This is a genomic window from Massilia sp. SYSU DXS3249 (genome assembly GCF_053668055.1).
The window spans coordinates 47,324-72,713 of sequence record NZ_JBSIPX010000002.1 but is presented as its reverse complement, the minus strand read 5'-3'; the positions used below and the strand labels follow the sequence as shown (position 1 = coordinate 72,713).

The 25,390-nt window shown below is 66.7% G+C and carries 16 protein-coding genes; 6 read left to right on the top strand and 10 right to left on the bottom strand.

What is annotated here, in order from left to right:
- Positions 1-10: 10 nt before the first annotated feature.
- Complete coding sequence (locus ACWCIA_RS02570) at positions 11-1,492, top strand: alanine/glycine:cation symporter family protein (protein ID WP_454160696.1); 1,482 nt, start codon at positions 11-13, stop codon at positions 1,490-1,492.
- Between the two features lie 312 nt (positions 1,493-1,804).
- Here ACWCIA_RS02570 and ACWCIA_RS02565 read toward each other — a convergent pair whose 3' ends face one another.
- The 3 genes from ACWCIA_RS02565 to ACWCIA_RS02555 form a co-directional block, all read right to left on the bottom strand.
- On the bottom strand, positions 1,805-2,779 hold the full coding sequence (locus tag ACWCIA_RS02565; RefSeq protein ID WP_454160694.1) for a Bug family tripartite tricarboxylate transporter substrate binding protein: 975 nt from the start codon (positions 2,777-2,779) through the stop codon (positions 1,805-1,807).
- Positions 2,780-2,884: 105 nt separating this feature from the next.
- Positions 2,885-5,638: a PAS domain-containing protein gene (locus tag ACWCIA_RS02560; protein ID WP_454160692.1), complete on the bottom strand. Its 2,754-nt coding sequence runs from the start codon at positions 5,636-5,638 to the stop codon at positions 2,885-2,887.
- A gap of 187 nt (positions 5,639-5,825) precedes the next feature.
- On the bottom strand, positions 5,826-8,219 hold the full coding sequence (locus tag ACWCIA_RS02555) for a TonB-dependent receptor plug domain-containing protein (protein WP_454160690.1): 2,394 nt from the start codon (positions 8,217-8,219) through the stop codon (positions 5,826-5,828).
- Positions 8,220-8,507: 288 nt separating this feature from the next.
- Here ACWCIA_RS02555 and ACWCIA_RS02550 point away from each other — a divergent pair, with 288 nt between their 5' ends.
- Together ACWCIA_RS02550 and ACWCIA_RS02545 are read left to right on the top strand one after the other, a co-directional pair.
- Positions 8,508-9,725 (top strand): YeeE/YedE family protein, encoded by a 1,218-nt coding sequence (locus tag ACWCIA_RS02550; protein ID WP_454160689.1) that lies wholly within the window; start codon positions 8,508-8,510, stop codon positions 9,723-9,725.
- A gap of 294 nt (positions 9,726-10,019) precedes the next feature.
- The gene (locus tag ACWCIA_RS02545) at positions 10,020-11,684 is read left to right on the top strand and encodes a mechanosensitive ion channel family protein (RefSeq protein WP_454160687.1); all 1,665 of its coding nucleotides are present in this window, start codon (positions 10,020-10,022) and stop codon (positions 11,682-11,684) included.
- A 24-nt stretch (positions 11,685-11,708) separates the two neighbouring features.
- Here ACWCIA_RS02545 and ACWCIA_RS02540 read toward each other — a convergent pair whose 3' ends face one another.
- The 3 genes from ACWCIA_RS02540 to ACWCIA_RS02530 form a co-directional block, all read right to left on the bottom strand.
- Positions 11,709-13,001, bottom strand: a complete 1,293-nt coding sequence (locus ACWCIA_RS02540) for a Xaa-Pro dipeptidase (protein ID WP_454160685.1) — start codon at positions 12,999-13,001, stop codon at positions 11,709-11,711.
- A 408-nt stretch (positions 13,002-13,409) separates the two neighbouring features.
- On the bottom strand, positions 13,410-13,955 hold the full coding sequence (locus ACWCIA_RS02535; protein ID WP_454160683.1) for a hypothetical protein: 546 nt from the start codon (positions 13,953-13,955) through the stop codon (positions 13,410-13,412).
- A 522-nt stretch (positions 13,956-14,477) separates the two neighbouring features.
- A complete protein-coding gene (locus ACWCIA_RS02530; protein ID WP_454160681.1) occupies positions 14,478-15,266 on the bottom strand; it encodes a PhzF family phenazine biosynthesis protein in 789 nt (262 codons plus the stop codon).
- An 85-nt stretch (positions 15,267-15,351) separates the two neighbouring features.
- On the opposite strand from ACWCIA_RS02530, the gene ACWCIA_RS02525 reads away from it, so the two are divergent.
- The gene (locus ACWCIA_RS02525; RefSeq protein WP_454160679.1) at positions 15,352-18,540 is read left to right on the top strand and encodes an error-prone DNA polymerase; all 3,189 of its coding nucleotides are present in this window, start codon (positions 15,352-15,354) and stop codon (positions 18,538-18,540) included.
- Between the two features lie 40 nt (positions 18,541-18,580).
- On the opposite strand, the gene ACWCIA_RS02520 is transcribed toward ACWCIA_RS02525, so the two are convergent.
- Positions 18,581-18,955 (bottom strand): response regulator, encoded by a 375-nt coding sequence (locus ACWCIA_RS02520; protein WP_454160677.1) that lies wholly within the window; start codon positions 18,953-18,955, stop codon positions 18,581-18,583.
- Positions 18,956-19,121: 166 nt separating this feature from the next.
- Between ACWCIA_RS02520 and ACWCIA_RS02515 the strand changes: the two genes are divergently transcribed.
- Together ACWCIA_RS02515 and ACWCIA_RS02510 are read left to right on the top strand one after the other, a co-directional pair.
- Complete coding sequence (locus ACWCIA_RS02515; protein ID WP_454160675.1) at positions 19,122-19,499, top strand: COG4315 family predicted lipoprotein; 378 nt, start codon at positions 19,122-19,124, stop codon at positions 19,497-19,499.
- A 195-nt stretch (positions 19,500-19,694) separates the two neighbouring features.
- Positions 19,695-20,543: a hypothetical protein gene (locus tag ACWCIA_RS02510; protein WP_454160674.1), complete on the top strand. Its 849-nt coding sequence runs from the start codon at positions 19,695-19,697 to the stop codon at positions 20,541-20,543.
- Between the two features lie 137 nt (positions 20,544-20,680).
- On the opposite strand, the gene ACWCIA_RS02505 is transcribed toward ACWCIA_RS02510, so the two are convergent.
- From ACWCIA_RS02505 to ACWCIA_RS02495, 3 genes are read right to left on the bottom strand one after another with little or no spacing between them, the layout of a single operon-like run.
- Positions 20,681-21,610, bottom strand: coding sequence for a hypothetical protein (locus ACWCIA_RS02505; protein WP_454160672.1), 930 nt, complete (start codon positions 21,608-21,610; stop codon positions 20,681-20,683).
- The gene (locus tag ACWCIA_RS02500) at positions 21,607-23,949 is read right to left on the bottom strand and encodes an LTA synthase family protein (RefSeq protein WP_454160670.1); all 2,343 of its coding nucleotides are present in this window, start codon (positions 23,947-23,949) and stop codon (positions 21,607-21,609) included. The genes ACWCIA_RS02505 and ACWCIA_RS02500 overlap by 4 nt, the downstream gene beginning before the upstream one ends.
- 33 nt (positions 23,950-23,982) lie before the next feature.
- Positions 23,983-25,242, bottom strand: coding sequence for a YaiO family outer membrane beta-barrel protein (locus ACWCIA_RS02495; protein WP_454160666.1), 1,260 nt, complete (start codon positions 25,240-25,242; stop codon positions 23,983-23,985).
- Positions 25,243-25,390: the final 148 nt, after the last annotated feature.

The following is a 25,390-nucleotide window of genomic DNA, read 5'->3' as shown; positions in this document are numbered from 1 at the left end:
GAAGATGTAGATGAACGAGTTAGTCACCACTATTAACGGCATTATCTGGAGTCCGGCCCTGATCGCCCTGTGCCTGGGCGTGGGCCTGTATTTTTCGCTGCGCTCGCGCTTCCTGCAGGTGCGCCACGCGAAGGAAATGATCCGCCTGATGTTCGAAGGTAAGAGCTCGGAGCAGGGCGTGTCCTCGTTCCAGGCGCTGTCCATGACCCTGGCCGGCCGCGTCGGCACCGGCAACATCGCCGGCGTCGCCACGGCGATCACCTTCGGCGGTCCGGGCGCCGTGTTCTGGATGTGGGCGGTGGCCTTCCTCGGCGCCAGCTCGGCCTTCGTCGAATCGACGCTCGGCCAGGTCTACAAGGAACAGATCAACAAGCAGTACCGCGGCGGCCCGGCCTTCTACATCGAGAAGGGCCTGGGCATGAAGTGGTATGCCGTCACCTTCGCGCTGGCCACCATCCTCGCCACCGGCCTGCTGCTGCCGGGCGTGCAGGCCAATTCGATCGCCGAAGGCCTGGAAACGGCGATGGGCATCGACCGCAACGTCACCGCCGCCGGCCTGGCGATCGCACTCGGCTTCATCATCTTCGGCGGCGTCAAGCGCATCGCCACCTTCGCCGAATTCGTGGTGCCCTTCATGGCGCTCGGCTACATCCTGGTCGCATTCGTCATCATCCTGCTGAACCTCGAGCAGCTGCCGGGCGTGATCTCGCTGATCTTCCGCTCCGCCTTCGGCATGGACGCCGGTTTCGGCGCCATCCTCGGCCTCGCGATCCAGTGGGGCGTCAAGCGCGGCGTGTATTCGAACGAAGCGGGGCAGGGCACCGGCCCGCACGCCTCGTCGGCGGCCGAAGTGAGCCACCCGGCCAAGCAGGGACTGGTGCAGGGCTTCTCGGTCTACATCGACACCCTGTTCGTGTGCTCGGCAACGGCCTTCATGCTGCTCATCACCGGCCAGTACAACGTCGAAGGGCCGGACGGCAAGGCGCTGTTCACCGGCGTGCAGGGCGTGGCCGGCGGCCCGGGCTACGTGCAGACGGCGCTGGAAAACGTGATGCCGGGCTTCGGCGCGATCTTCGTCGCAGTCGCCCTGCTGTTCTTCGCCTTCACCACCATCGTCGCCTACTACTACATCGCCGAGACCAACATCTCCTACATCGACCGCGCGGCGCGCCGCCCATGGCTGACCTTCCTGCTGAAGCTGGCCATCATCGCCGCTACCGTGTACGGCACGGTCAAGACGGCCGAACTGGCCTGGGCGCTGGGCGACATCGGCGTGGGCCTGATGGCCTGGCTGAACCTGGTCGCGATCGTCCTGCTGCACAAGATCGCCTTCAAGTGCCTGCGCGACTATGAAGCGCAAAAGGCGGCCGGCAAGGACCCGCAGTTCGACCCGGTGGCGCTGGGCATCAAGGGCGCCGACTACTGGGAGCGGCGTGTGGCCGAGGGCAAGGGCGGGACTACCGCGGCTGGCAAGACCGAGACGGTGGTGTGACCGCAGTCTGGAAGAAAGTTGAAAGAAACGGCAGCTTCGGCTGCCGTTTTTTTTGTAGGGTGGGCACCGTCATTGAAGCCCCCGGCTTCAATGACCCCACGCGGTATCGCCGTGTGATCTGTGTTGGCTCGGCCGCCAGGAGCCCGTGCTTTGACCAGCCAGGGCTATCGCCGGCCATGTCGTGGAATGCTGGGATACGACCGCGTGGGCTCGAGAGCCCACCCTACGTCCCTGCATCTTCCTTAAAACGCTCCGGGAGCGCATAAAAAAAGGACTGGCAAGCCAGTCCTTTTTCATCCTGCGATGCGCGTCTTAATCGACCGTCGCGCCGCTCTGCTTCGCCACCTTCGACCACTTGGCCGATTCGGCCTGGACGAACTTGGTGAAGTTGGCCGGGGTGTCGGCGACGTAGTCCGAACCGGTCTCGGCGCGGATCTTCTCGAATTCCGGCGACTTCATGAACTTGACGGTTTCGGCGTTGATCTTGGCGATTACCGGCGCCGGGGTCTTGGCCGGGGCGAACAGGCCGTACCAGGCGTAGGATTCGACGGCCGGAATGCCCAGTTCGGCGAAGGTCGGCACGTCCGGCAGCAGCGGCGAGCGCTTGGCGCTGGAGATGGCGATCGGGCGCACCTTGCCGCTCTTAATGTGCGGCATGATGGCGATGGTGCTGTCGAACATCATCGGGATGTGGCCGCCCAGCAGGTCGGAAATCGCCGGCGCCGAGCCCTTGTACGGCACGTGCGTCATGTTCAGCTTCTGCACGCTGTTGAACAGTTCGCCGGTCAGGTGCTGCGGGGTGCCCGGGCCCGAGGACGCGTACGAGAAATCGCCCTTCTTCGACTGGATGTGGGCGATCAGCTCCTTCAGGTTTTTCGCCGGCACCGAAGGGTGGGCCACCAGCACCAGCGGCACGCGCAGCAGGTTGCTGATCGGGGCGAGATCCTTCAGCGGATCGAAGCTCATGTTCTTGTAGACGCTCGGGTTGATGACGATCGGCGCGCTCGAGGTGATGAGCAGGGTGTGGCCGTCCGGCTGGGCGCGGGTCACGGCTGCCGTGCCGATGTTGCCGCCGCCGCCGGCGCGGTTATCGATGACGAAGGACTTGCCGAGGGATTCGGTCAGCTGCTTGGCCCATGGGCGCGCCGCGATGTCCGACGGGCCGCCCGGTGGCCATGGCACCACGACCGTCACGTTCTTGGTCGGCCAGTTCTGGGCCAGGGCGCTCATCGAAACGACCGAGGCCGCGAAGGCGATGGCGAGCGATTTGGTGGAGAAAAGCTTCATGTCGGTCATCCTTTGGTTGAATTGTCCATCTGACTACAAAGATTTTACACGAACAGACGGAGCGCGAAATAAGCGTTTTCCGAAGCGTGCCAGAACTCGCCGTGCTCACGCGTGGCCGATGTCCGCCAGGATGGCGGCAAGCCGCCCCGTGTCGGCCGGCTTCACCAGGTGGTGCGCGAAGCCGGCGGCGAGCGACTGGCGGCGGTCGCTTTCGTGTCCGTAGCCGGTCACGGCGATCAGGACGGTGGCGGCCGTTTCCGGCTGCGCATGCAGGCGCTGCGCCAGTTCGTTGCCGTCGATCCCGGGCAGGCCGATGTCGAGTATGCAGGCCTCGGGCGGATCGGTGCGTGCGTGCGCCAGCGCGTCGTGCGCGTCGTGCGCGACCGTGACCCGGTGGCCCAGGTTTTCCAGCACCAGGGCCAGCATCGCGGCGGCGTCGACGTTATCGTCGACCACCAGCACGTGCAGTGCGGCGCCGCCCGGTTGTGTTAAGCCAGCATTGGCGCCCGGCTTCCCGGTCGCCAATGCCGAGAGTAGGCGCGGCAGGCAGACGCTGAAGCGGCTACCCTGGTCCAGGCCCGCGCTGTCGCAGGTGACGCTGCCGCCATGCAGCTCGACCAGGCTCTTGACGAGCGCCAGCCCGAGGCCCAGTCCTCCGGCGGAACGGTCCGAACTGCGCTCGGCCTGGGCGAACAGGTCGAAGGCGTGCGCGGCCAGGTCGGGCGTCATGCCGATGCCGTTGTCGGCCACCTCGATCAGCACCTGGCCGGCGCGCACGTCGGCGGCGAGCGTGATCTCGCCGCCTTCGGGCGTGTATTTGGCCGCGTTGTTGAGGATGTTCGTGAGGACCTGCACCAGCCGCTTCTTGTCGCCCATGACGAGCGTCGGCTCCGGCGGCGTGTGCGACAGCAGCTGGTGGCCCCTGGCCTGGACCAGCGGCGCCACCTGCTCGATCGCGTCATGGACGACGTCGCGGATGTCGAGCGGGGTATTGTCCAGTTCCACCAGGCCGCGCGTGACGCGCGAGACGTCGAGCAGGTCGTTGATCAGGTGGGTCATGTGGTCGACCTGCCGCCCGATGATCTCGCTGGTGTGGCGCACGCGGTTCTCGTCGAGCCGGCCCAGGCGCAGCAGGTGCGCGGCGGCGCCGATCGGCGCCAGCGGGTTGCGCAGCTCGTGCGCCAGCATGGCAAGGAATTCGTCCTTGCGGCGGTCGGCGTCGCGCAGCTTGTCCTCGGCCGCCTTGCGTTCGCCGATGTCGCGGAAAAACACGGCCAGCCGGCCTTCGGGCAGCGGATAGGCACGGACTTCGCGCCAGGCCGGCGCGCCGGGAGGCAGGGGCTCGTTGTATTCCAGGGTTTCCGCCAGCTGGCGCGATTGCACGCGCCGGTAGAGGGTTTCCACGGGGCCGTCGGCCAGGTGGGGCACGGCCGACCACAGCCTGCGGCCCAGCAGGTCGGCGCGGGCCTGGTGCGACATCCGGCTGCCCATCTCGTTCACCTGCAGGATCGTCCAGTCGCTGTCGAGCAGGGCGAAGCCTTCGGCCATGCCGTCGAAGATTTGCTGGCTCTGGTCACGCTCGGCGCGCAGCTCGGCCTGGGCGCGCGCGCTCTCCACCGCGGCCCAGGTACGGTCGACCATGTCTTCGGCCATGGCAATCTGCTCAAGCGTCCACGGATGAACTTCGCCGTCGTGCACGTTCAATATCGCCCGCAGACGCCCTTGCTTGACGAGCGGGATCGCCAGCGCGGCGCGGATGCCCGTGGCTGTGTAGGCCGCCGTATGCGGAGCGGCGTCGGCGTCGGCCAGGATATCGCCCATCACGATGTTGCGGCCGGCGCGGACGATGTCGGCCACGGCTGCGCCGAAGTCGTCGAGCACCAGCTGCATGCCGCTCATCGAGGCCAGGCTGCCGTCGGTCCAGTCGCGCTTCAGGTTCAGGTGCGCCCCGGTGTCGTCGGCTTCGCCGTAGACAACGCGCTTGCCGCCCAGGTAGCGCCCGAGCAGCTCGCAGGCAGCGGCGGTGACTTCCTCCGGGTCGGCCAGGGGGCGGATGCGGTCGGCCAGAGCCAGCTGGAAGGACTGGCGCCGCTCCGCCGCTTCCAGCGCCATCTTGGCCAGCTTCTGCTCGTGGATGTCGGTCGAGGTGCCGAACCAGCGTTCGAGTTCGCCGGCCGCGTTCCGGTACGGATCGGCCAGCACCAGGAACCAGCGGTAGTCGCCCGCCTTTGAGCGGATCCGGTGTTCGACACGGAAACTGCCACCGTGCTCGTAGGCCTCGCGCCATGCCGCCATCGTGGCGGGGCCGTCGTCGGGATGGACGAACTGGCTCGCGACGTCGGCAGGCGTCCCGGTATCGATCGCGACCCCTGTGTAGTCTTCCCAGACGCGGTTGAAGTACACGGCCTGGCCGGAGGCTTCGACGATCCAGACGATCTGCGGGATGGAGTCCGCCATCATGCGAAAACGGCGTTCGCTTTCGCGCAGCGCCTGTTCGGTCTTCACTGCGGCCGTCACGTCGCGGAAATAGAAGGTCAGGCCGGACGCGACCGGGCTGATCCGCACCTCGTACCATTTGTCGTGCTCGGGATAGCGAGCGGTGACTTCGGTCGCGACCTTTTCCCGGATCGCCTTGATGTAGGCGGTTTCGAATGCGGTCCCGGGCAGGCCGGGGTAGGCCTCGTCCATCTTCCTTCCGAGGATGTCTGCACGGCGCACGTCAAGGATCGTTTCCGCCTGCCGGTTGACGTAGCGGAATCGGCCCTCCTTGTCGACCGAGAAAAAACCATCCGAAATATTTTCCAGAATGGCGACAGCCTCGTCCGCTAAGTGCTGCGAGGAGCTGTTGCTGATCTGCATGGAAACCCTTTCGGTATCTTCGGTAATTCCTGATTATAAGATGCCGACAGGAAGCGAGGGTTTTAGCTTCACGATGAATTCTGTCAATTCGTGCACCGCGCACGCAAAAAGAAAACCCGGCATGCGCTGCATGCCGGGTTTGGTCGAATAGCTTGGGCGCCGCCCGCGGCGCCCGGATTCCGCTACGTCAGAACTTGTGCCAGAGCCGCGCGAAATACGCCGCGCCGTTCAGGCCGAACTGCACGCTCTCGTACTTGAAGCCGTTGTCGGTCTCGTTCGGGTCCTGCGCGGTCGGGGTCACGTCGAAGATGTTGGTGCCGCCCACGGTCAGCCTGGTGCGCTCGCTGAAGGACCAGCTGAACGACAGGTCGGCCGAGGTCTTCGCCTCGTAGTGCGCGTTCGGCACCGGCGGGCCCGAGAAGGTGCCCAGGGTCTGCGGACCGAAGTGGATGATGCGGAAGTCGGTGCCGAATTTCCCTTGCGTGTACTCGAAGCCGAGCGTGGCCTTGCGGCGCGGACCGCCCTGTTCGATGAACAGGCGCTCGCGCTCGGACAGCAGCACGTCCTCGAAGCCGGCCAGCGCGCTCGGCGCATGCACGCCCTTGACTTCGGTCTTGCTGAAGTTCAGCGCGAGGAAGGTGTTCAGGCGGCCGGCCGCCACCGGCATGCGGTGCGCCATCGTCACGTCCAGGCCTTGGGTGCGGGTGTCGATCGAGTTGACGAAGAACTGGGCCTGGCCCACGCCGAGCGATTCGAGCGTGGCGCCGAGCGCCGGGTAGTTCTCGGCGTCGAAGCGGCCCGACAGCACGATGCGGTCGTCGATGTCGATGCGGTACAGGTCGGCCGTCACCGAGGTCGCCTGCGACGGCGTCCAGGTCGCGCCCAGGGTCAGGCTCTTCGATTTCTCTTCGGTCAGGCGCGGGATGCCGGCCGCGGTGGCGACCGCGCCGCCGTTCGGCGCCAGCACCACGTCGAGCGGCTGGCCGTTGACGAAGTCGGTGAAGGTCGAGGAGAAGTAGACCTGTTGCAGCGACGGGGCGCGGAAGCCGGTGCTGGCCGAGCCGCGCAGCAGCACGTTGCCGTCCAGCTTATACGACGCGGCGAGCTTGCCGTCGGTGGTCGAGCCGAAGTCCGAGAAGCGCTCGTGGCGCAGGGCGCCGAGCAGCTTGAAACGGTCGGTGATGTCCGCTTCCAGGTCGATGTAGGCGGCCGTGCTGTGGCGGTCGCGGTCGGTGGCGTCGCCCGGCTGGAAGCCCGGGAAGCCCTGGCTGCCGGCATTGCCGCCCACGCCGACGCCGTCGGCGTCGATGTAGGAACCGGGTTCGCCGGCGAAGATCTTGTAGTTCTCGCGGCGGTGCTCGAAGCCGAAGGCCGCGTTCAGGCCCTGGAAGACGCCGCCGTAGTATTTGCTGAAGTCGGCGTTGGTGGTCAGCTGGCGGAAGGCGAAGCCGCCCGCGCCGAAGGAGCTGGCGCTGATGCCGGGCCCGCCGTTTGCCAGGTCGCGGTTGGCGATCGAAGCGTTCAGGGTGTTGGCGATCGTGTAGTCGAGACGGTTGTAGCCGTAGGTCTGCGAGAAGTCGCCGTTCCAGTCGCCGAAGCTGGTGCGGAAGCCGATGGTGCCGTAGCGGTCGTCGAGTTCGCCGTCGATGAAGGGGACGAAGCCGTTCGGGTACATCGCCGCCGAATTGCGCGACGGGATGTCGTCGGAACCGACGCCGCCGCGCGCAAAGGCCGCCGACGAGGCGTCGCGGCGCTGCACGCCAGCCGTCATGTACAGGCGGCCCGCGCCGACCGGGATATCGCCATTGATATAAACGGTTTGGTTTTCGGTCTTGCTGTCGCCGATGATGCGCGGATTGCCTTCCTCGGCGCGGTTCGAGCGGCCGCGGTCGAGGTATTCGCCGGTCACGCCGAAGGTGCCGCCGGCCAGCGCCACGCCGCAGTAGGCCGAGGCGAGGTAGTTTTCGCCGTCGCCTTCCTTGTACTGGCCGAAGCCCGCCACCGCCTCGCAGCCCAGGCTTTTCTTGAGTTCGATGTTCATCACGCCGGCGATCGCGTCCGAGCCGTACTGGGCGGCCGCGCCGTCGCGCAGCACCTGCACGTTGCGGATTGCCAGCAGCGGGATCGCGTTCATGTCGGTGCCGGTGTTGCCGCGGTTGCGCGCGCCGAACAGGTTCACCAGGGCCGTCGTGTGGCGGCGCTTGCCGTTCACCAGCACCAGGGTCTGGTCGGAGCCGAGGCCGCGCAGGGCAGCCGAGTCAACGAGGTCCGCGCCGTCCGCGCCGCTCTGGCGGGTCGAGTTGAACGAGGGCGAGATGTTGGTCAGCGTCTGCGCCAGGTCGAACTGGCTGCCCTGTTCCGCCAGGCGGGTCATCGGGATGATGTCGACCGGGACCGGGGTGTCGGTGGCGGATGCCGCGACCGTGCGCCGGGTGCCAACTACGTGCACGCTCTGGACGGCGGTCGCTTCTGCGGTGTCGGGGGGTGCGGTCTGGGCGACAGCCGCGGGCGCGAAGGCGAGGGCGCCGCCGCCGTAGAGGGCGAGCAGCACGGCACGGCGCAATTGTTTTTGTTTGAACACGCAACTTCTCCAATGGTGAAAAGTGCATGCTAAACAAATATGGTGTAATTACCCAAGCTCATGTGACGGAAACGCAACGGTTGGGGTGAAATCGGCGGTCGGGCGGGCGTGGACACGTAAAACGCGTGGACACAAGTGTCCACCCTACGACGGGCCTTGTAGGGTGGGCACTTGTGCCCACGCGGTGCCACGGCAGCACGTCGATATGCCTCCGGAACGAGCGCCCGGCCTGCAAGAAACACCAAAAAGCGCGAAAATAGCGGGTTATACCTTTCATCTCCGCGCTATATGACTACTCTGGCATCTCCCTCCCTGCCGCGCCAAGCCGACATCAATCCGAAACCGCTCGGCGTCGCGCTGCTCCTCATCGTGCTCGGCGCCTGGTACCTGGCACAGACCGTCGGCGCCAAGCACGCCACCCTGTTCGTGGTCGGCGCGCTGCTCGGCCTGACCTTGTACCACGCGGCCTTCGGCTTCACCTCCGCCTGGCGCGTCTTCATCGCCGATGGCCGCGGCGCCGGCCTGCGCGCGCAAATGCTGATGCTCGCCGTCGGCGTGGCGCTGTTCTTCCCGGCACTCGCCAGCGGCACCCTGTTCGGCAATCCCGTCACGGGCCTGGTGCAGCCGGCCGGCACCTCGGTGATCGTCGGCGCCTTCATCTTCGGCATCGGCATGCAGCTGGGCGGCGGCTGCGCCTCCGGCACGCTCTATACCGTCGGCGGCGGCAGCACGCGCATGGTGGTCACGCTGATCGCCTTCATCGCCGGCTCGCTGATCGGCACCGCTTACATGCCGTTCTGGACTTCGCTGCCGCAGCTGGCGCCGATCTCCGTCGTCAAGACCCTGGGCCTGGCGCCGGCGCTGCTGCTCAATGTCGCCATCTTCGCGCTGATCGCGTACGTCACGGTCGTCGTCGAAAAGCGCCGCCATGGCCGCCTGGTCGCGGCGCCCGTGCAGCCGTCGCCGGTCTCGCCGTGGCTGCGCGGCCCGTGGCCGCTGGCGGCCGGCGCCATCGCGCTGGTGCTGCTCAATTTCGCCACGCTGGCGCTGTCGGGCCGGCCGTGGGGCGTGACCTCGGCCTTCGCGCTGTGGGGCGCCAAGGCGGCGCAGCTGGTCGGCATCGACACCGCGAGCTGGGCCTACTGGTCGACCAAGGCCAATGCCGCCGCGTTGGCGGCGCCGGTGTCGCGTGACGTGACCTCGGTGATGGACATCGGCATCGTGCTCGGCGCGATGCTGGCGGCGGCGCTCGCGGGCCGCTATGCGCCGGTCTGGCGCCTGCCGCTGCGCTCGCTGGTGGCGGCGGTGGTCGGCGGCCTGCTGCTCGGCTTCGGCGCGCGCCTGGCCTACGGCTGCAACATCGGCGCCTACTTCAGCGGCATCCTGTCGGGCAGCCTGCATGGCTGGCTGTGGCTGGTCGCCGCCTTCGCCGGCAACGTGCTCGGCACGCGCCTGCGCCCGCTGTTCGGGCTGGAAGTGGAACGGGTGAAGCCGAGCGGGTGCTGACCCGATTGCTGAACCCTGCGCCGGGCGGCGGCCGCAAGCGTGCGGTGGCGCGGCCGCCCGGATGCTAGACTTTGCTGTTCGGCGCTCCTTGCGCCGCCCCCGGGCAGCGTCGCGCGCACGAAGCGTACGGCTGCCCGATCCGACCACATCCCGGCTGGATGCGGCGGCTTTCCTGCTCCTTGTTCGTGGCGGCCCGCTCGCGGCCGCTTCGTTGGTCTCCTGGTCGTGCAGGGGCGCATTGCAGCATTGCCGCCCTTGCCGCGCCGGGACCCGATCGCCGACAAAGGAGACAAGTTGCGCACCCGGTTATCCTCCTTCACATCCCTGATCCTCCTGCTGCTGGCCCTGGCATTTTCCTTGCCGGCAAGCGCCAACCTGCTGGGCGCGCCGGAGGAAGCCGCTCCTGCCAAGCCGGCCGTCCTGCCCGATCCCCTGGGCCGCGAGACCCCGCGCACGATGGTGTCCGGCCTGATCGCGGCCCTGGCCCAGCACGACTACGACCGCGCCGCCCAGTATTTCGACCTGCCGCTGGGCAGCAGCCGGCAGCGCGTCAACGCCGCGGCCCAGGCCCGCAACTTCGAGGCCCTGCTGGACAATGGCGGCTCGCTCAAGCCGTATGCGGTCATGTCGAACGACGCCGTCGGCAGCATCGAGGACGAGCTGCCGCTCGACCAGGAGAATGTCGGCCAGATCACCGTCGCCGGCAAGAAGGTGCCGGTTCTGCTGACCCGCAGCGAAGAGGAGGGCCAGCAGGTGTGGCGGATCTCGCGCGACACGGCCGGCCAGATCGCGCAGGCGAGCAGGGGCACCCCGGCTGCACAGGACAAGGAGGATGGTTTCGTGGTCGCCGGCGCACCGCTGCAGGACTGGGGGATGCTGGTCGGGCTGGGCGTGATGATTTTCGGCGGCCTGTGGATCGTGGCGGCGCTGCTGGTGGCGATCATGCGGCGCCTGGTGGCCGATCCCGCCGCGAACGGACTGTTCCGCTTCTTCGAGGCGGCCCTGCCGCCACTGAGCCTGCTCATCGCCGTCGGCGTGTACTTCCCCTGGGCCCAGCAGCTACCGGTCGCCATCGTGGCGCGCCAGACCCTGCTGCGCTATACCGGCATCGTCTCCGTGATCGCCTTCGTCTGGTTCGGCCTGCGCCTGGTCGACGCGGTCGCCGAACTGGCGATCGCGCGCATGCAGCGGCGCCAGCGGCGCCAGGTCGTCTCCGTCATCACCCTGTTGCGGCGCACCGTCAAGGTCCTGCTGCTGGCCTTCTCCCTGATCGGCATCCTCGACACCTTCGGCATCGACATGACCACGGGGATCGCGGCGCTCGGCATCGGCGGTATCGCGCTGGCCCTGGGCGCGCAGAAGACGGTGGAAAACCTGGTCGGCAGCGTCACCGTGATCGCCGACCGCCCGGCCCAGGTGGGCGACTTCATCCGGGTCGGGGACCTGATCGGCACGGTGGAGGACATCGGCATGCGCTCGACCCGCATCCGCACCCTCGAGCGGACCCTGGTCACGATCCCGAACGGCGACCTGTCGGCACGCCAGATCGAGAACTTCGCGGCGCGCGACCGCTACCTGTTCAACCCCGTCATCGCGGTGGACTACCGGACCTCCTCCGCCAAGCTCAGGGAAGCGCTCGCGATCGTTCTCCAGGTGCTTGCCGATCACGAGCATATCGAGCAAGGCTACCGGGCGAGGCTGGGGAGAATCGTCGAGCGCTCCTTCAATATCGAAGTGTTTTCGTATATCGGCGTGCCCGATTTCGAAGTCAGCCTCGCCATCCGCGAAGCGCTGCTGCTGGCGATCTACGAGCGGCTGGAAGCGGCAGGCATCGGCATGGCCTTCCAGGCCCAGACCATCGTGTTCGCACCCGAGCAGCTCGATGCCATGGCGCCCAGGCCGATGCCCGTGCCCGAGCGCACCGATCGCCTGGCGAAGGCCGCCCGTACCGGGTCCTGATTCGCCCGGCAGGGCGGGGCAGGCTCAGGGCGTGTTGCGCTTGACGACGACCCCGCTCTGGATCACCACCGCCGGGGCCTCGAGCAGGCGCACATCGAGGGTCGGGTCGCCCTGCACGGCCACCATGTCGGCATAGCGGCCCGCTTCGACCACGCCCACGTCCTTGCGCGCCAGTGCTTCGGCGGCGTTGATGGTGGCGCTCTGGATGGCCTGCAGCGGGGTCATGCCGTACTTGACCATGACTGCGAACTGCTTGCCGTTGTTGCCGTGCGGGTGGACGCCGGCGTCGGTCCCGTAGACCATCTTGGCCCCGGCCGCGTGCGCGCGTCTGAAGTTCTGGCGCTGCACTTCGGTCACTTCGCGGTCCTTGCGCAGGTTATCTTCCAGCACGCCGTTCTTCTTGCCCTCGGCCGCCGTGTAATCGCCGTTATAGATGTCCATCGACAGCCAGGCGCCGTGCTTCTTGGCCAGCGCGATGCCTTCGTCGTCGATCAGGCTGGCGTGCTCGATGGTGTTGACGCCGGCGCGGATCGCATCCTTGATGCCGGCCGCGCCATGCGCGTGCGCCGCCACCTGCAGGCCCCACTGGCTGGCCTCGTCGACGGCCGCGCGCAGCTCGGCCAGGTTCATCTGCTGCTGCCCAGGCTCGGTATTGCGCGAGAAGACGCCGCCGGTGGCACAGACCTTGATGACCTGGGCGCCGTACTTGCGCAGCTCGCGCACCGACTTGCGCACTTCGTCCGGTCCGTCGGCGTTGTACGGCCCTTTCTCGTTCATCGAGGGCGGGAAATAGGTGCTGTCGCAGTGGCTGCCGGTCGGCCCGAAAGACCAGGCCGCGGGAATGATGCGCGGCCCGCGCACCTTGCCGGCCGCAATAGCCTGGCTCAGCCCGACGTCGTTCCATTCGTGCGCGCCGACGTTGCGCACCGTGGTGAAGCCCGCGTCCAGGGTGCGCGAGGCATGCACCACGCTCAGCGCCGACCAGAAGCGGTCGTTGTATTCGAGGTAGCTGTAGCCGCCGTAGGTGGGGTCGGAATCGAGGTGGACGTGCATGTCGATCAGGCCCGGCACCAGGGTCATGCCGGGCAGGGCGATACGCGTGGCGGCCTCGTTTTTCGCCGCATCGCCCGCGCGCACGACGTTGACGATCTTGCCGTCGCGGACGAGGATTTCCGGGTTTTGGATCATCCGCCCGCCGCGCACGTCCAGCAGGCGGTCGGCGGTAATGATCACGTCGGCCGCCTGGGCGGTGTGCCAGCCGAATGCGGCCAGGCAGATTGACGCGATACGCAGTCCTCGATAAGTCGGTCGCTTCAAAAAATCACCTCGATGTTGAATGGATAAGTGGCAACGTTATACCGGGATGCGTGGCGGGCGTCCAGATGGAGGCAGCGTGAAAGGCTTTACGATTTGAAGTAGACGCCGGTGTGCCGGACATTCGCGCCGCCACACTCATCGTTATCGTCCGCCACCAAGTATTTCCCAATCGTGATACCAGACGCATGCCCAGTCACCAGTACGTTTGCCGACCAGGACTTCGTCTCCCGGGACGATTTAGGCGGCGCCCCTGCACATGGCGCCCTTGGATGGACCCTGATACCCGAGTCGGCCCCTGTGTGAATCCAGCTTCTCCAGCTGTGCAAGCAAGCTTGAAGACTGCAAGTGCCGTTGAAGGGAGCGAGCTATGTGCACTAAGAGACTGCAATTACTAAATGGCGCTTATTGCTAAATGATTTTTTCCTTGGACTCATCAGTGTTTTTTGACCGCCACTTGGAGTAAAAATAAGCACCACCAGAAACTACTCCGACCGTCGTTGCAGCCGCTGCTATTACTGGTGCAGCCGTAACGATCAGAGGTGCGCTTGTTACTCCAAGTGCAACTCCAACTGCGCTGAGTCCCGTTGGTGCGGCTATGGCAGCACCTGCTGCCGTGACGCCGGCTGTAATGCCGAGACCCATCGATACCGTCTCGATCCCATCGGCTACCTCTTTGTGATTGGCATCTGCCTTTCGAGAGATATTTGCAAACTGACTCGTCAATTTCTGGGTTCCAGCCGTAGCAGACTGCGCCAATTCCTTGGCTCGGACAGCAGCCTTACCTGTGTCTATCTGGTCAATTGCTTCTGACACTGTGTGCCGAACAGTATTTCTAGCCTCTAAAGCCGACGCGCCGGCCTGGCTTATCTCGCGCTGAATTAAGGAATAGCCGCGAGAAGATGCTGACGCGACCTGCACGGCGAGATCGCTCAGATTTTCAAATTTTAGCTTCATTTTAAAGTCCTAATCACAGTGTCGTAATGCGTGTTCTGTTGAATCATCTTGCCGTGGTCCGTACAAATTAATCTTCTTTCGTTCTTTCGTTTTTTGCCGCAATTGTGATTAATGACCCTTTTCCGATGTATCCGGTTACCCGTTGCGCCTTAGTTGATTTGCGGGACGAGGGTAATGCCACAGTGCTTGCATTTGCATGCATCTTTGTAGACGAATTCGCGGCAGTCGGGGCAGCGCACATGAGTGGCAGGTGATGGTGCAAGCGGGTCGGACTTTTTTATCGATGGCATTAGTGCCACTAGGAGGAGTGCAAATAGTGGGAAGATGCAGCCTAGGAAAAACCAGCCGAAACTAAAGCGACCTTTTGATGAGGCCACGATTGCGGTAACGACGGCAAGGCCCAACCAGAAAATTATCAGTGTCATTGCATTCTCAATTGCGGCATCTGAGCGTGCCGTAGCGCTAATAAAACCAGTGTACGAGCGATATTGCCCTTATGGCAAGCAAGTTTTTGCCAAGCATCTAGTCCTGGGTTACTCGCCCGCCGACGCGCACCGCATCGCCCGCGATCACCGTCCGTATCAGGCAGTCACGTCCGGCAGCCCGTCCCTGCCGCAGCGTCAGGCCGTACCCGAGTGCGACGGTGAGCGAGCCGGCCGCGACGCCGGTGGCGCTGTCTTCCAGCGCCGGGTCGAGGTGGTTGAAATTGCGGCCCTCATATTCGCCTGCGCCCGTCCGGCACCAGGCATAGCAGCCGCTCACGCCATGCTCCCGGCCCCAGGCGGCGATTGAGGGGAGATCAGGCGTCAACTGGTAAAGGGTGTCCAGGTCGGCCACTTCGAGCAGCAGCTTGGGGCTGCCGACCGAAGCGATGCAGGGCGCGCTGGCCAGTTGAAGATGGGGCGCGGCCAGCAGGCGCTGCGCCAGTCCGGGGTCGACCGCCACCTGCGGCACCTCCTGCCGCACCAGCCCGGCGAACACGTCCTCGCCAAGCTGCGTCAGTTCGAGGCGCTGGCCGCGCATGGCCGTCGTCACCGCCAGTGGCGCGGCCGTTCCCTGCCGTTCAAACAGGACCTTGGCCGCCGCCAGCGTCGCGTGCAGGCAGAGCGGGCTGCGCATGTGCGGATAGACGAAATCGAGCGTGGCGGCGATGCCCGGCGCGTCGGCCGGATCGAGAAACACGCAAGTGAGCGCACGCTCGCGCGCCAAGGCCAGTCGCGCCTCGAGGCCGGGCGGTCCATCCTCGACGACGAGCGCCGGATTGCCGCCGCCCGCACCGCCAGCAAAACAGGTGAATTCTTGTATCCGCATGGAAATGATTGATAAGTTGATCTCGTCGGTCTTATACTGTGTTTTTATACAGTAGTTGATGAACTGATCATATTTTAACGTGCCGATGCCGCCTTCCTCCCCGCCACCGATCGATAGACTGCCTGCGCATCTTCCTGATTATGCCGAGTTGTTCTGCCTGTCGAATTTCTCCTTCCTCGAAGGCGCCTCGCATGCCGAGGAACTGGTGGAGCGGGCGGTGCGGCTGGGGTATTCGGCGCTGGCGCTGACCGACGAGTGCTCGCTGGCCGGCGTGGTGCGCGCCCATGCCGAGGCGAAGAAGGCGGCGCTGCCTTTCCTTGTCGGCGCCCACTTCCACCTGAAGCAGCCCGACGGCAGTCCGGCGCTGTCGCTGGTCCTGCTGGCGCAAAACCGCAACGGCTACGGCAACCTGTCCGAATTCATCACGCTCGGCCGCACCCGTAGCGAGAAGGGCACCTACTTCCTCACGCCCGGCGACATCGCCAACCCGCAGGGAGACCTCGCCCACCTGAAGGGCATGCCCGGCTGCCTGGCGATCCTGCTGCCAGCCTATCCGGGCCACGAACCGAAGGACGTCGACCGCCTGCACGCGCAGGCCGCGTGGATGGCGGCGCAGTTCCCGGGCCGCGCCTGGCTCGGGCTGGTGCTGCTGCACCGGGCCTTCGACGATGCGCACCGGATCACGATCGAGGAGGTGGGCCTGCAGCACCGGCTGCCGGTCGTCGCGCTCGGGCATGTGACGATGCACGTGCGCTCGCGCAAACCCCTTCAGGACACGCTCACCGCCACGCGCCTGAACAAGCCGGTGGCCGAATGCGGCTACGGCCTCGCGCAGAACGCCGAGCAGCACCTGCGCGCGCGCCTGCGCCTGGCGAACATCTATTCGAAGGCGGCGCTGAACGAGACACTGCGTATCGCTTCGCTATGCACTTTCTCGCTCGACGAGCTGCGCTACGAATACCCGAACGAGGTCGTGCCGCCGGGGCAGACGGCAGCGAGCTTCCTGCGCAGCGAAACCTATATCGGCGCGCACCGCCGCTTCCGCGAAGGGATTCCGGCCAAGGTGCAGGCCCAGGTCGAGCACGAGCTCCAGCTGATCGCCGAGATGGGCTACGAGCATTACTTCCTGACCGTGTACGACATCGTGCGCTTCGCGCGCTCGAACAACATCCTGTGCCAGGGACGCGGCTCGGCGGCCAATTCGGCCGTCTGCTACTGCCTCGGCATCACCGAGGTCGACCCGGCGCGCGCGAATCTGCTGTTCGAACGATTCATTTCGAAGGAGCGCAACGAACCGCCCGACATCGACGTCGACTTCGAGCACCAGCGCCGCGAAGAAGTCATCCAGTACATCTACAACAAGTACGGCCGCACCCGGGCCGCGCTGGCGGCGGTCGTCATCAGCTACCGCCCGAAGAGCGCGCTGCGCGACAGCGGCCGCGCACTCGGCGTCGACCTCGGCATCATCGAGAAGGTCTGCAAGAGCCACCGCTGGTTCGACGGCAAGGCGGACCTGCTGAACCGCTTGCAGGAATCCGGCCTCGATCCGGAAGCGCCGCTGTCGCGCCAGTGGGCGACCCTCGCCACCCAGCTGCTGAACTTCCCCCGTCACCTGTCGCAGCACCCCGGCGGCTTCGTCATCGCGCAAGGCAAGCTCTCCCGCCTGGTGCCGATCGAGAACGCGACCATGGCCGACCGCAGCGTGATCCAGTGGGACAAGAACGACCTCGAGGAGCTCGGCCTGATGAAGGTCGACGTGCTGGCGCTGGGCATGCTGTCGATGCTGCGCCGCGCGCTGGAGCTGGTCAGCCTGCGCCACGGGAATCTGTTCGAGATGCAGGACATCCCGCCAGACGACAAAGCGACCTACGACATGATCTGCGCGGCCGACACGGTGGGCGTGTTCCAGATCGAATCGCGCGCGCAAATGAGCATGCTGCCGCGGATGAAGCCGCGCGTGTTCTACGACCTCGTGATCGAGGTGGCGGTGGTGCGTCCCGGCCCGATCCAGGGCGGCATGGTGCACCCCTACCTGCGCCGGCGCCAGGGCCTGGAACCGGTGGTCTACCCGAGCGAGGAGATGAAGGCCGCGCTGGGACGCACGCTCGGGGTGCCGATCTTCCAGGAGCAGGTGATGCAGGTGGCCATCCTCGGCGCCGGTTTCACGCCGGGCGAGGCGGACCAGCTGCGGCGCGCGATGGCGGCCTGGAAGAGAAAAGGCGGACTGGAACACTACTACGACCGCATCGTGCGCGGCATGCTCGAGCGCGGCTATCAGCTCGAATTCGCGGAGGCCATCTTCAGCCAGATCCAGGGCTTCGGAGAGTACGGTTTTCCGGAGTCGCACGCGGCCAGCTTCGCCCTGCTGGCCTACGCCAGTTCCTGGCTCAAGTGCCACGAGCCGGCCGCCTTCCTCTGCGCGCTGCTCAACAGCCAGCCGATGGGTTTTTACAGCCCATCGCAGCTGGTGCAGGATGCGCAGCGCCACGGCATCGAGGTGCGCCCTGTCGACATTGCAATCAGCGGCTGGGAATCGACGCTGGAAGAACTCGACGACCGGTCGCGCCAGCCCGCGGTGCGGCTTGGCTTATCGTTACAGCGCGGCATGAGCCGGGAGGCGGCCGCGCGTATCGAGGACGCGCGCGCGATCCGGCCTTTCGAGAACGTGGCCGACCTGGCGAGGAGGGCCGGCCTGGATCGCGGCGACCTGCAGGTGCTGGCCGGCGCCAACGCCCTGCGCTCGCTCGCCGGCCACCGCAGGGAAGCCCTGTGGCAGGCGGTGGGCGCGGTGCCCGACAAGGACTTGCTGCGCCCGACCTCCCTGGTAGAGGAGATGCCGGCGCTGGCCGCGCCTTCCGAGGGCGACGAGATCGTCGGCGACTACCGCGCGCAGGGACTCACGCTGGGCCGCCATCCGCTCGCGCTCCTGCGCAAGGCCTTGCTGGCGCAGCGCTTCATGCCGGCCTCGGTACTGAACGAATACCAGGACGGCCAGCTGGCGCGCGGCTGCGGCATCGTCACCGTGCGCCAGCGCCCCGGCACGGCGAAAGGCGTGCTGTTCGTGACGCTGGAAGACGAGACCGGCAACGTCAACGTGATCGTCTGGCCGGACCTGGTCGAAAAGCAGCGCAAGGAGGTGCTGGGCGCGCACCTGCTCGGCGTCTACGGCATCTGGCAGAGCCAGGGACAGGTGCGCCACCTGGTGGCCAGGCGGCTGGTGGACATGTCGCACCTGCTGGGCAAACTCAGTACCAGCAGCCGGGATTTTTGCTGAGGGCAGCAGGGCGCGAGCGAGCGGCGCGGACGCCGGAAAATCAGTGCAGCACCGCGCGCACGGCAGCGATCAGGTCTTGCGGCTCGAAGGGGACGGTGATGTAGCGGTCGGCGCCGCTGGCGAGGCCGTCGCGCACATCCTGTTCGGTGATGAAGGCGGCCGAGGTCTGGATGACGTTCATGTTGCAGGTGGCCGGGTCGGCCTTGATGCGGCGGCAGACTTCGCGCCCGTCGATGTCGGGCAGGCGCACGTCGAGCAGGACCAGGCTGGGGTGCAGCCGCGCCGCCATTTCCAGCGCCTCGACGCCGTTGCTCGCTTCCTCGACGAGAAAGCCCGCATTCTGCAACAGGCGCGTTTTGATATAGCGCGCCTGGTCGTAATCGTCCACGTTCAGGATCAGGATCTTGGAGGTCATGAAAGCCCTTGAGAAGGTCGGCATTATACCGCGCCGCCCCTGCGGCATGCGGCATATCAGGCGTGCCTCTCTACTGTTGTTTCTATGCTGCTGCCTGCCTTGACGAGGCCGTGCGCCGCTAGAGCGGGCCTATACTCGAATTTCACCGTTCCCTTGGGAGATTGCCATGAAAGCGATGCATCCTGTTCGTGCGGTATGTGCTGCCGTGCTCGTGTTCGCCGCCTCCGGCGCGCTGGCCCAGTCCGGCATGAAGATGATCAACGGCGTATTGGTCGACGCCGCCGGCATGACGGTCTACACCTTCGACAAGGATACCGCCGGCTCCGGCAAGAGCGTCTGCAACGCCGAGTGCGCCGTCAATTGGCCGCCGGTACCCGTCACCGGCGAGCGGGTCGCCGCGCCTTACTCGACCGTGACGCGCGACGACGGCACCAAACAGCTGGCCTACAAGGGCAAGCCGCTCTACCTGTTTGCCAAGGACGCCAAGCCCGGCGAGCGCAAGGGCGACAAGGTCAAGGACGTGTGGCATGTGGTGACCGACTGAGCCCGGTGCCGGATTCCCGATGCATACCAGCATTTATTTTTTCTAGTATGCATTTGCCAATAGTAGAATCACAGGCTGTGGCATCGGGCATCCATCCAGGCTGACAGCACGCGACCGACGGTTCGTGGAAGGTGGGACAGGCCCGCGCCCAAGGGCAGGTGCGCCTGCGCCCTTACTTCCCAATCTGAGGTTTGCTTGACTACATCTTCCATCGCCTCCCGCAGCATACTTGCGGGCTTGCTGTCTTCCCTGTTCTGCCTGCCCGCTGGTGCGGCTGAGTCGGGCACCCGCGCCGGTAGCGAGGCGTCCAACACGGTGCGCCACTGGATCGGCGCCCGCAAGTGCGACGTGGCCGTGGAGCGCCTGAAGAGCGGCTTGAACGACGGGTATCCCGAAATCATGCTGCTTGCAGGGAGCATGTACGAGAATGGCGTGTGCGTGCGCCAGGACTGGAACACGGCGGTCGGCTTTTATGCGCAGGCATTCGAGAACGGTATCGTCGAGGGCGCCGATCGCCTGGCCGCCGGCTATGCCGATCCCGCCAACGGCGCCGATGTCGCGGCCGCGCTGTGGTGGGCTCGGAGCGGACGCGGCGCCCGGCTCAAGTCCTGCGAGGTGAGCCGCGAGGCTGCGGCCGACCCTGACCGCTTCGTCGCGGAACTGGCTGCCTGGCCGCAGGAGCGGCTCACGATCTGCAACTACCTGGTCGGCGTGATGTCGACCATCGCGGCCGAGGTGAAGTATCCGGACCTGGCGCTGGAATTCGGCGCCGGCGGCGACGTCACCGTGCGCTTCCGCGCCGATATCCCGCGCATCGAATTGCAGAAGGGCGAAACGCACGAGGTTCAGTTGCTCGGCCTGGTCGATGGCGACGCGCTGCGCGACCGCAAGGCGCGCGGCGTCGCCGGCGGCTTCGAGAAATCCCTGAGTTACGTCGCCGACCGCGCCCTGCGCCGTTTTCCCCAGCCGAAGGGTATTCCGGAGGGGACGGTGGTGGAAGTGCAATACCTGTTTTCGGTCACGCAGGAAGTGCGGTGGCGGTAGCGCCTCCCGTGGTGCGGGCCCGGCGAGGTTGCCTTGGAGCGTCTAACAAAATCTTCACGGCAAGGCGCAGCGACGAAGACAGTACGACTGTACGGCGAGGAGCTGCAACGCAGCTGTGAAGGTTTTGTTAGGCGCTCTTACGGCAGCCCCAGCCATTTGCGGTACGACCCATAGTGATGGATCACGAAGCCCCCGAAGGGCTTCATCGCGCCCACGCTCTGTTCCGTCAGGCCCAGTTCGCGCTCCATGTCCGCTTCCTTCAGGTGGTGGAACGACACCTTCTTGATCGCGTTCGGCAGCGTCTCGACGCCGATCAGCACGGTCTTGCCGGCCTGCTCGGCATAGACCAGTTCGTCCATCGCATGGCTGACGATGCCATCTCCCCCCGCTGCGCGGTCGCGATAGTCCATCAGGGCGACGTAGTCGTACAGGTCCTGCACGTGCTGGCTGACCGGTTTGTCGGTTCCCTTGTAGCCGATGCGCAGGCCGTCCAGCCAGAACGGAATCGCCGGGCCCATCGGCAGGGTCTGGCCGGAGGCCTGCTCGAAGCCGCGCTTGGCGCGCATCAAGGCGTCCGACAGCTCGACGAATTCGGCCAGCAGCGCCATCTTGCGGGTCGACCATTCGGCCAGGATGTGCGGCTCGATGTCGACGTTGATGCCGTCGAAGCGTTCCTCGGGCGCGGCCGTCCGGTTGTAGTCGAGCACGCGCTGCAGCATGGCCAGCGCCTCGGCGCGGTGCTTCGGCAGCACGTAGCGCTCGGTGTTCAGGTAACCCGAGCCGAGCAGGGCGTAGGCGCGCAGGCCGGAGGCGTGCAGGCGCCGGATCAGGCGCCGGTAGAGCTGGGGCTGCGACACGATCAGGTTGCGCCCGCCGAAGGCGTCCGCGTACAGGAAGACGGTGTCGACCGACTTCGACTTCAGGAAATCGATCGCGCGGCTTGCGGCGGCAGGCTGCTCGAGCATCGCATACGAATCCTCTTCCCAGGTCCAGATCGCGCGTGGTGCAGCGGCCTGGGCCAGCAGGCAGGTCGAGGCGAGCAGCAACGTAGCAAACAGGCGTTTCACAGGCTGGTCTCCACGCGGTATTGGCCGACGCCGACCGGGCGGCCGGTTTCCGGGTGCGATGGCAGCACCGACACGAACCAGGTGCCCGGCGGCACGCGCCGCAGGTCGGGGCGGAACACGACCGTCGCCGTTTCGCCCGGCTCCAGGGTGCGCACGTCGGCGGTCGTCTCGCCCGCTTCCTGCGCGTGTTCGTTGGCGATCACCAGCAGCGGCATGAAGGGCGCCGAGCGCGTGGCGCCATGGTTGGTGAAGGTCGCCTCGAACAGCCGCTCGCTTGTGCCGGCCTTGCGCCGCACGTTGCTCACGCCGATGTCGCCGGCGCTCGCCGCCAGGGCGACGACGCGCAGCGAACGGTCGCCGCCGTAAGCCGTCACCGCTCCCTGCGCCGGACTCAATGCCGCGGCGCGGTCCGCCGTGGCGTTCGCCTTCAGGAAGTCGCGGAACTGGGCTTGCGCCCGCGCCAGGGCGCCGGCGTCGGCGTTGCGGTCGACTTGCATGCCGTCGCCCAGCGTGTAGAGCTGGCCTTGCGCCAGGTAGGCGGTGCCGGAGACGAAGTCGCTCATCTCGCTCTTGGTCTGCTTCATCGGGATCGCGTGCAGGTTGCGGAACGAGGCTTCGGTGTCGAGGCCCGTGCCGATCCAGGTCACGTCGCGCGGCGTCTTCAATCCATAACCTTTGGCGAGGAAGGCCAGCAGCGAGGGCGCGATGTCGAACTGCGAGGACACCGAGCGGAAGGAGCGCGGCGCCTTCAGCAGCGGCGAATACACGATCAGCGGCACGTGGTAGCGCTCGATGCGGGTGTCCATCGGCAGCTCGGGCAGGCGGTGGTCGCCGGTAATGACGAAGATGGTGTTGTCGTAGCCGGGCAGCGTCCTGGCGCGCTCGAAATACAGGCGCAGCGCGTCGTCGGTGTAGAGGATGCTGGCGAAAATGTCGCGCCCGTTCTGGTACACCGGGGCGCTAGAGAGCTTCAGCTGCGCCATGCGCTCGTCCACGCGGCGCAGGTAATCTTCCTTGCCGGGGAAGGTGAAGGGGCTGTGCATGCTGGTGGTCTGGAGGATGCTGACGAAACGCCCGGCGGGCGCCTTGGCTTCGCGCGCGAGGGCCATCTCGACCAGGTCGCGGTCGGCATAGCCCCAGTCGTTGCTGCGCTGGTGGGGCGGGCCGAAGTCCGGTTCGCTGACCAGGGTGTCGACGCCCTGGCGGCGCAGGAATTCGCCCTCGTTGTCGAACTCCAGGTTCGAGCCGGAATAGAAGCGCAGGCGGTAGTCCTGGTTTTTCAGCACCGACAGCAGCGAATCGTGGCGGGGCAGGCGTTCGCCCAGCGCCGCCAGGCCGCTTTCCCCGAATGGGAGCGAGCCGAACACGGTGGTCAGCACGCCGAAGGTACGGCCTTGCCCGGCGAGGAAATTCTCGAAATACAGGCTGCGCCCGGCCAGTTCGTCGAGGAAGGGCGTGAAACTGCCCAGGCGGGCGCCGGGGCCGGAGAAGCTGCGCCCCAGGCCTTCGACGATGATGAAGACGATGTTCGGCGGGGACTCGGCGCGTACTTCGAACAGGGGACCGAGGGTGTCGGGCGTGCGCTCGGCGTGCAGGAAGGGGTAGCGCGGGTCGGCGCCGAGCCAGGGGGCCTGCGCCTTGAGGCCTTCGGCGGCGGCCGCGCCGGACGGGTCGCGCAGGCGCGCAAGGTTATTGTCGAGGAAGTAAGCGGTCTTGTTGCCGAGGTAGGCCAGGTCGGCGTCGGTGCGCGCCACCGGCGGCGCAAAGCGCTGCGGCAGCAGGGCAAAGGCCAGCACGCTGGCGGCCAGGTAGCCCAGCACGACGCCGTTGCCGGCGCGCGGCCACCAGGGGCGCACGCTCAGCGACAGCAGGGTCCACAGGACGGCAAGCGCCGCCAGCGCGCCCACGCCCAGCAGGGGACTGAGCGCCCAGCCGCCGGACACCGTGGCCGCGACTTCGCTGCGCGAATAGGCGAACAGGTCGGCGCCGAGCGGTACGCCCGACACCCAGTGGTATTGCAGCAGCGCGGCATGGGCCAGCAGCAGCGCGCTCCAGATCAGCCCCAGCAGCAGGGTGCGCCAGCGCCGCGACGGCACCAGGGCCAGCGGCAGGGCGCCGAGCAGGAACACGAAGCCGAAGCGCAGCAGCGACAGCAGGTCGTTGCCCAGGCCTGCGCCGAACAGGGTCGATTGCGGCACGCCGGCGCCGCCCGCGTGGATGGCTTCGACGATGCGCAGGCAGAGCCAGGCCAGCACCAGCGCCGGCAGGGCTTCCAGGGGAAAAGCGAGGGCGCGCACCAGGTGCGCGCCGGCGGCACGCAGCCGGGCAGTCATGGACATAGGGATGAGCAGCGAGGGATGAGCAGCGAAGGATTACCAGCGGCGGTACAGGCCGACCGAGACGCCGCGTTCGCGGGCGTCGTTGGCGCCGCGCGAGAAGCTGGCGCCGGCCTTGGTGCCCCAGTCGCGCGACCAGTAACGGACCCAGGTCAGGCTGCCGCCGCCGGAGCGGGCACGCCCGCCGGACAGCGAGAGCGGGTCGTCGCTGCGGCCGCGGTTGACGGTCGCCTCGAGATAGCTGTCGGCGTCGCCCGCGTAGTAGTAGCGGGCCAGCAGGCGCTGGCCGTTGCTGTGCGAGTCTTCGGTGACGATGTTCTGGTGGCGCAGCTGCACGTACCAGTTGCCGGCGTATTTGCCGAGCGCGACGCCATAGATGTTCACGCGCGAGTCGAAGCCCAGCACGTCGTCGCTGAGCGAGGCTTCCCAGCCGCTGCCCAGCGACTGGTAGACCTCGACGCGGCCCGAGTTTTCCGGGAACAGGCGCGCCGCGGGCGCGCGCTGGTAGCGGATGTTGGCGTAGGCGCCGTTCCAGAGGTCGACGTAGGCGTCGAGCGCCCAGGCGTGGCCGGTCTGGTCGAAGCGGTGCGCGCGCAGGGTCTCGAAGCCGATCGAGCCGTGCTTCATGTAGTGGCGCACGCTGGCGGTCTGGTCGTTCCAGCGCGGGCCGCTGCCGACATCAGTCCAGCTGCCCGACAGGCTGGCTGCCCAGCGGTAGCCGTCGGCCAGCGCCGCTTCCGGGTTGGCTGCGCGGGATTGTGCATCTGGCTGCGGCTGCGGCTGCAGGGCGAGTTCGGCGGCGTCGATCTCGGCCGCATTGCCGCCGGCGGCACGCGCCCGGGCCAGGTCGGCGCGTGCCTCGGCGGTGTTGCCGAGGGTGCGGTGGACGCGGGCGCGGGCCATCCAGGCCGACGCATCGGCCGGGCGCAGTGCGACCAGGCGGCTGTAGGCGGCCAGTGCGGCTTGCGGCTGGTCGTGCCAGTAATGCATGTTCCCCAGCGCCTGCCAGACGTCCGCGTATTCGGGCGAAGCCTTGGCCGCCGCTTCGAGGTCGGCCTGGGCCTCGGCCCAGCGTTCCAGGCGCGTGTAGGCGATCCCGCGGCCCAGCAGCACGTCGGCATTGCCGGGCGACTGCGCCAGCAGGGCGCTGTAGGCGGCGACGGCCAGCGCCGGCTGGCCGCCGTTGGCAAGCGTGCGCGCCTTGTCGTACTGTTCGTCGAAGGAGGCCGGGCTGGCGGCTTGTACCTGTTGTAACTGCGCGGGCGGGGGCGAGGGGAGCTGGTAGTCGATGGGCATGGAAACGGGAGAAGGTGCTGCACTACGCGTTCGGTAGTGCCAAGGCGCAACTTTGCCGTAGCGGCCGGGGGGCGTCAAGACGCGCATGGCCTGGAACGGGGCAGGTGTCGCGTGCAGGCTTCAAAGCGTGGTCAAGGTGACCACGGTC

Bases quoted from the DNA above. Each gene is read 5' to 3' on its own strand.
- ACWCIA_RS02570 (WP_454160696.1), top strand. From the start codon at position 11: ATGAACGAGTTAGTCACCACTATTAACGGCATTATCTGGAGTCCGGCC.
- ACWCIA_RS02535 (WP_454160683.1), bottom strand. From the start codon at position 13,955: ATGAAGCTAAAATTTGAAAATCTGAGCGATCTCGCCGTGCAGGTCGCG.
- ACWCIA_RS02520 (WP_454160677.1), bottom strand. From the start codon at position 18,955: ATGACCTCCAAGATCCTGATCCTGAACGTGGACGATTACGACCAGGCG.
- ACWCIA_RS02495 (WP_454160666.1), bottom strand. From the start codon at position 25,242: ATGCCCATCGACTACCAGCTCCCCTCGCCCCCGCCCGCGCAGTTACAA.
- ACWCIA_RS02560 (WP_454160692.1), bottom strand. From the start codon at position 5,638: ATGCAGATCAGCAACAGCTCCTCGCAGCACTTAGCGGACGAGGCTGTC.
- ACWCIA_RS02530 (WP_454160681.1), bottom strand. From the start codon at position 15,266: ATGCGGATACAAGAATTCACCTGTTTTGCTGGCGGTGCGGGCGGCGGC.
- ACWCIA_RS02500 (WP_454160670.1), bottom strand. From the start codon at position 23,949: ATGTCCATGACTGCCCGGCTGCGTGCCGCCGGCGCGCACCTGGTGCGC.
- ACWCIA_RS02550 (WP_454160689.1), top strand. From the start codon at position 8,508: ATGACTACTCTGGCATCTCCCTCCCTGCCGCGCCAAGCCGACATCAAT.
- ACWCIA_RS02525 (WP_454160679.1), top strand. From the start codon at position 15,352: ATGCCGCCTTCCTCCCCGCCACCGATCGATAGACTGCCTGCGCATCTT.
- ACWCIA_RS02565 (WP_454160694.1), bottom strand. From the start codon at position 2,779: ATGAAGCTTTTCTCCACCAAATCGCTCGCCATCGCCTTCGCGGCCTCG.
- ACWCIA_RS02515 (WP_454160675.1), top strand. From the start codon at position 19,122: ATGAAAGCGATGCATCCTGTTCGTGCGGTATGTGCTGCCGTGCTCGTG.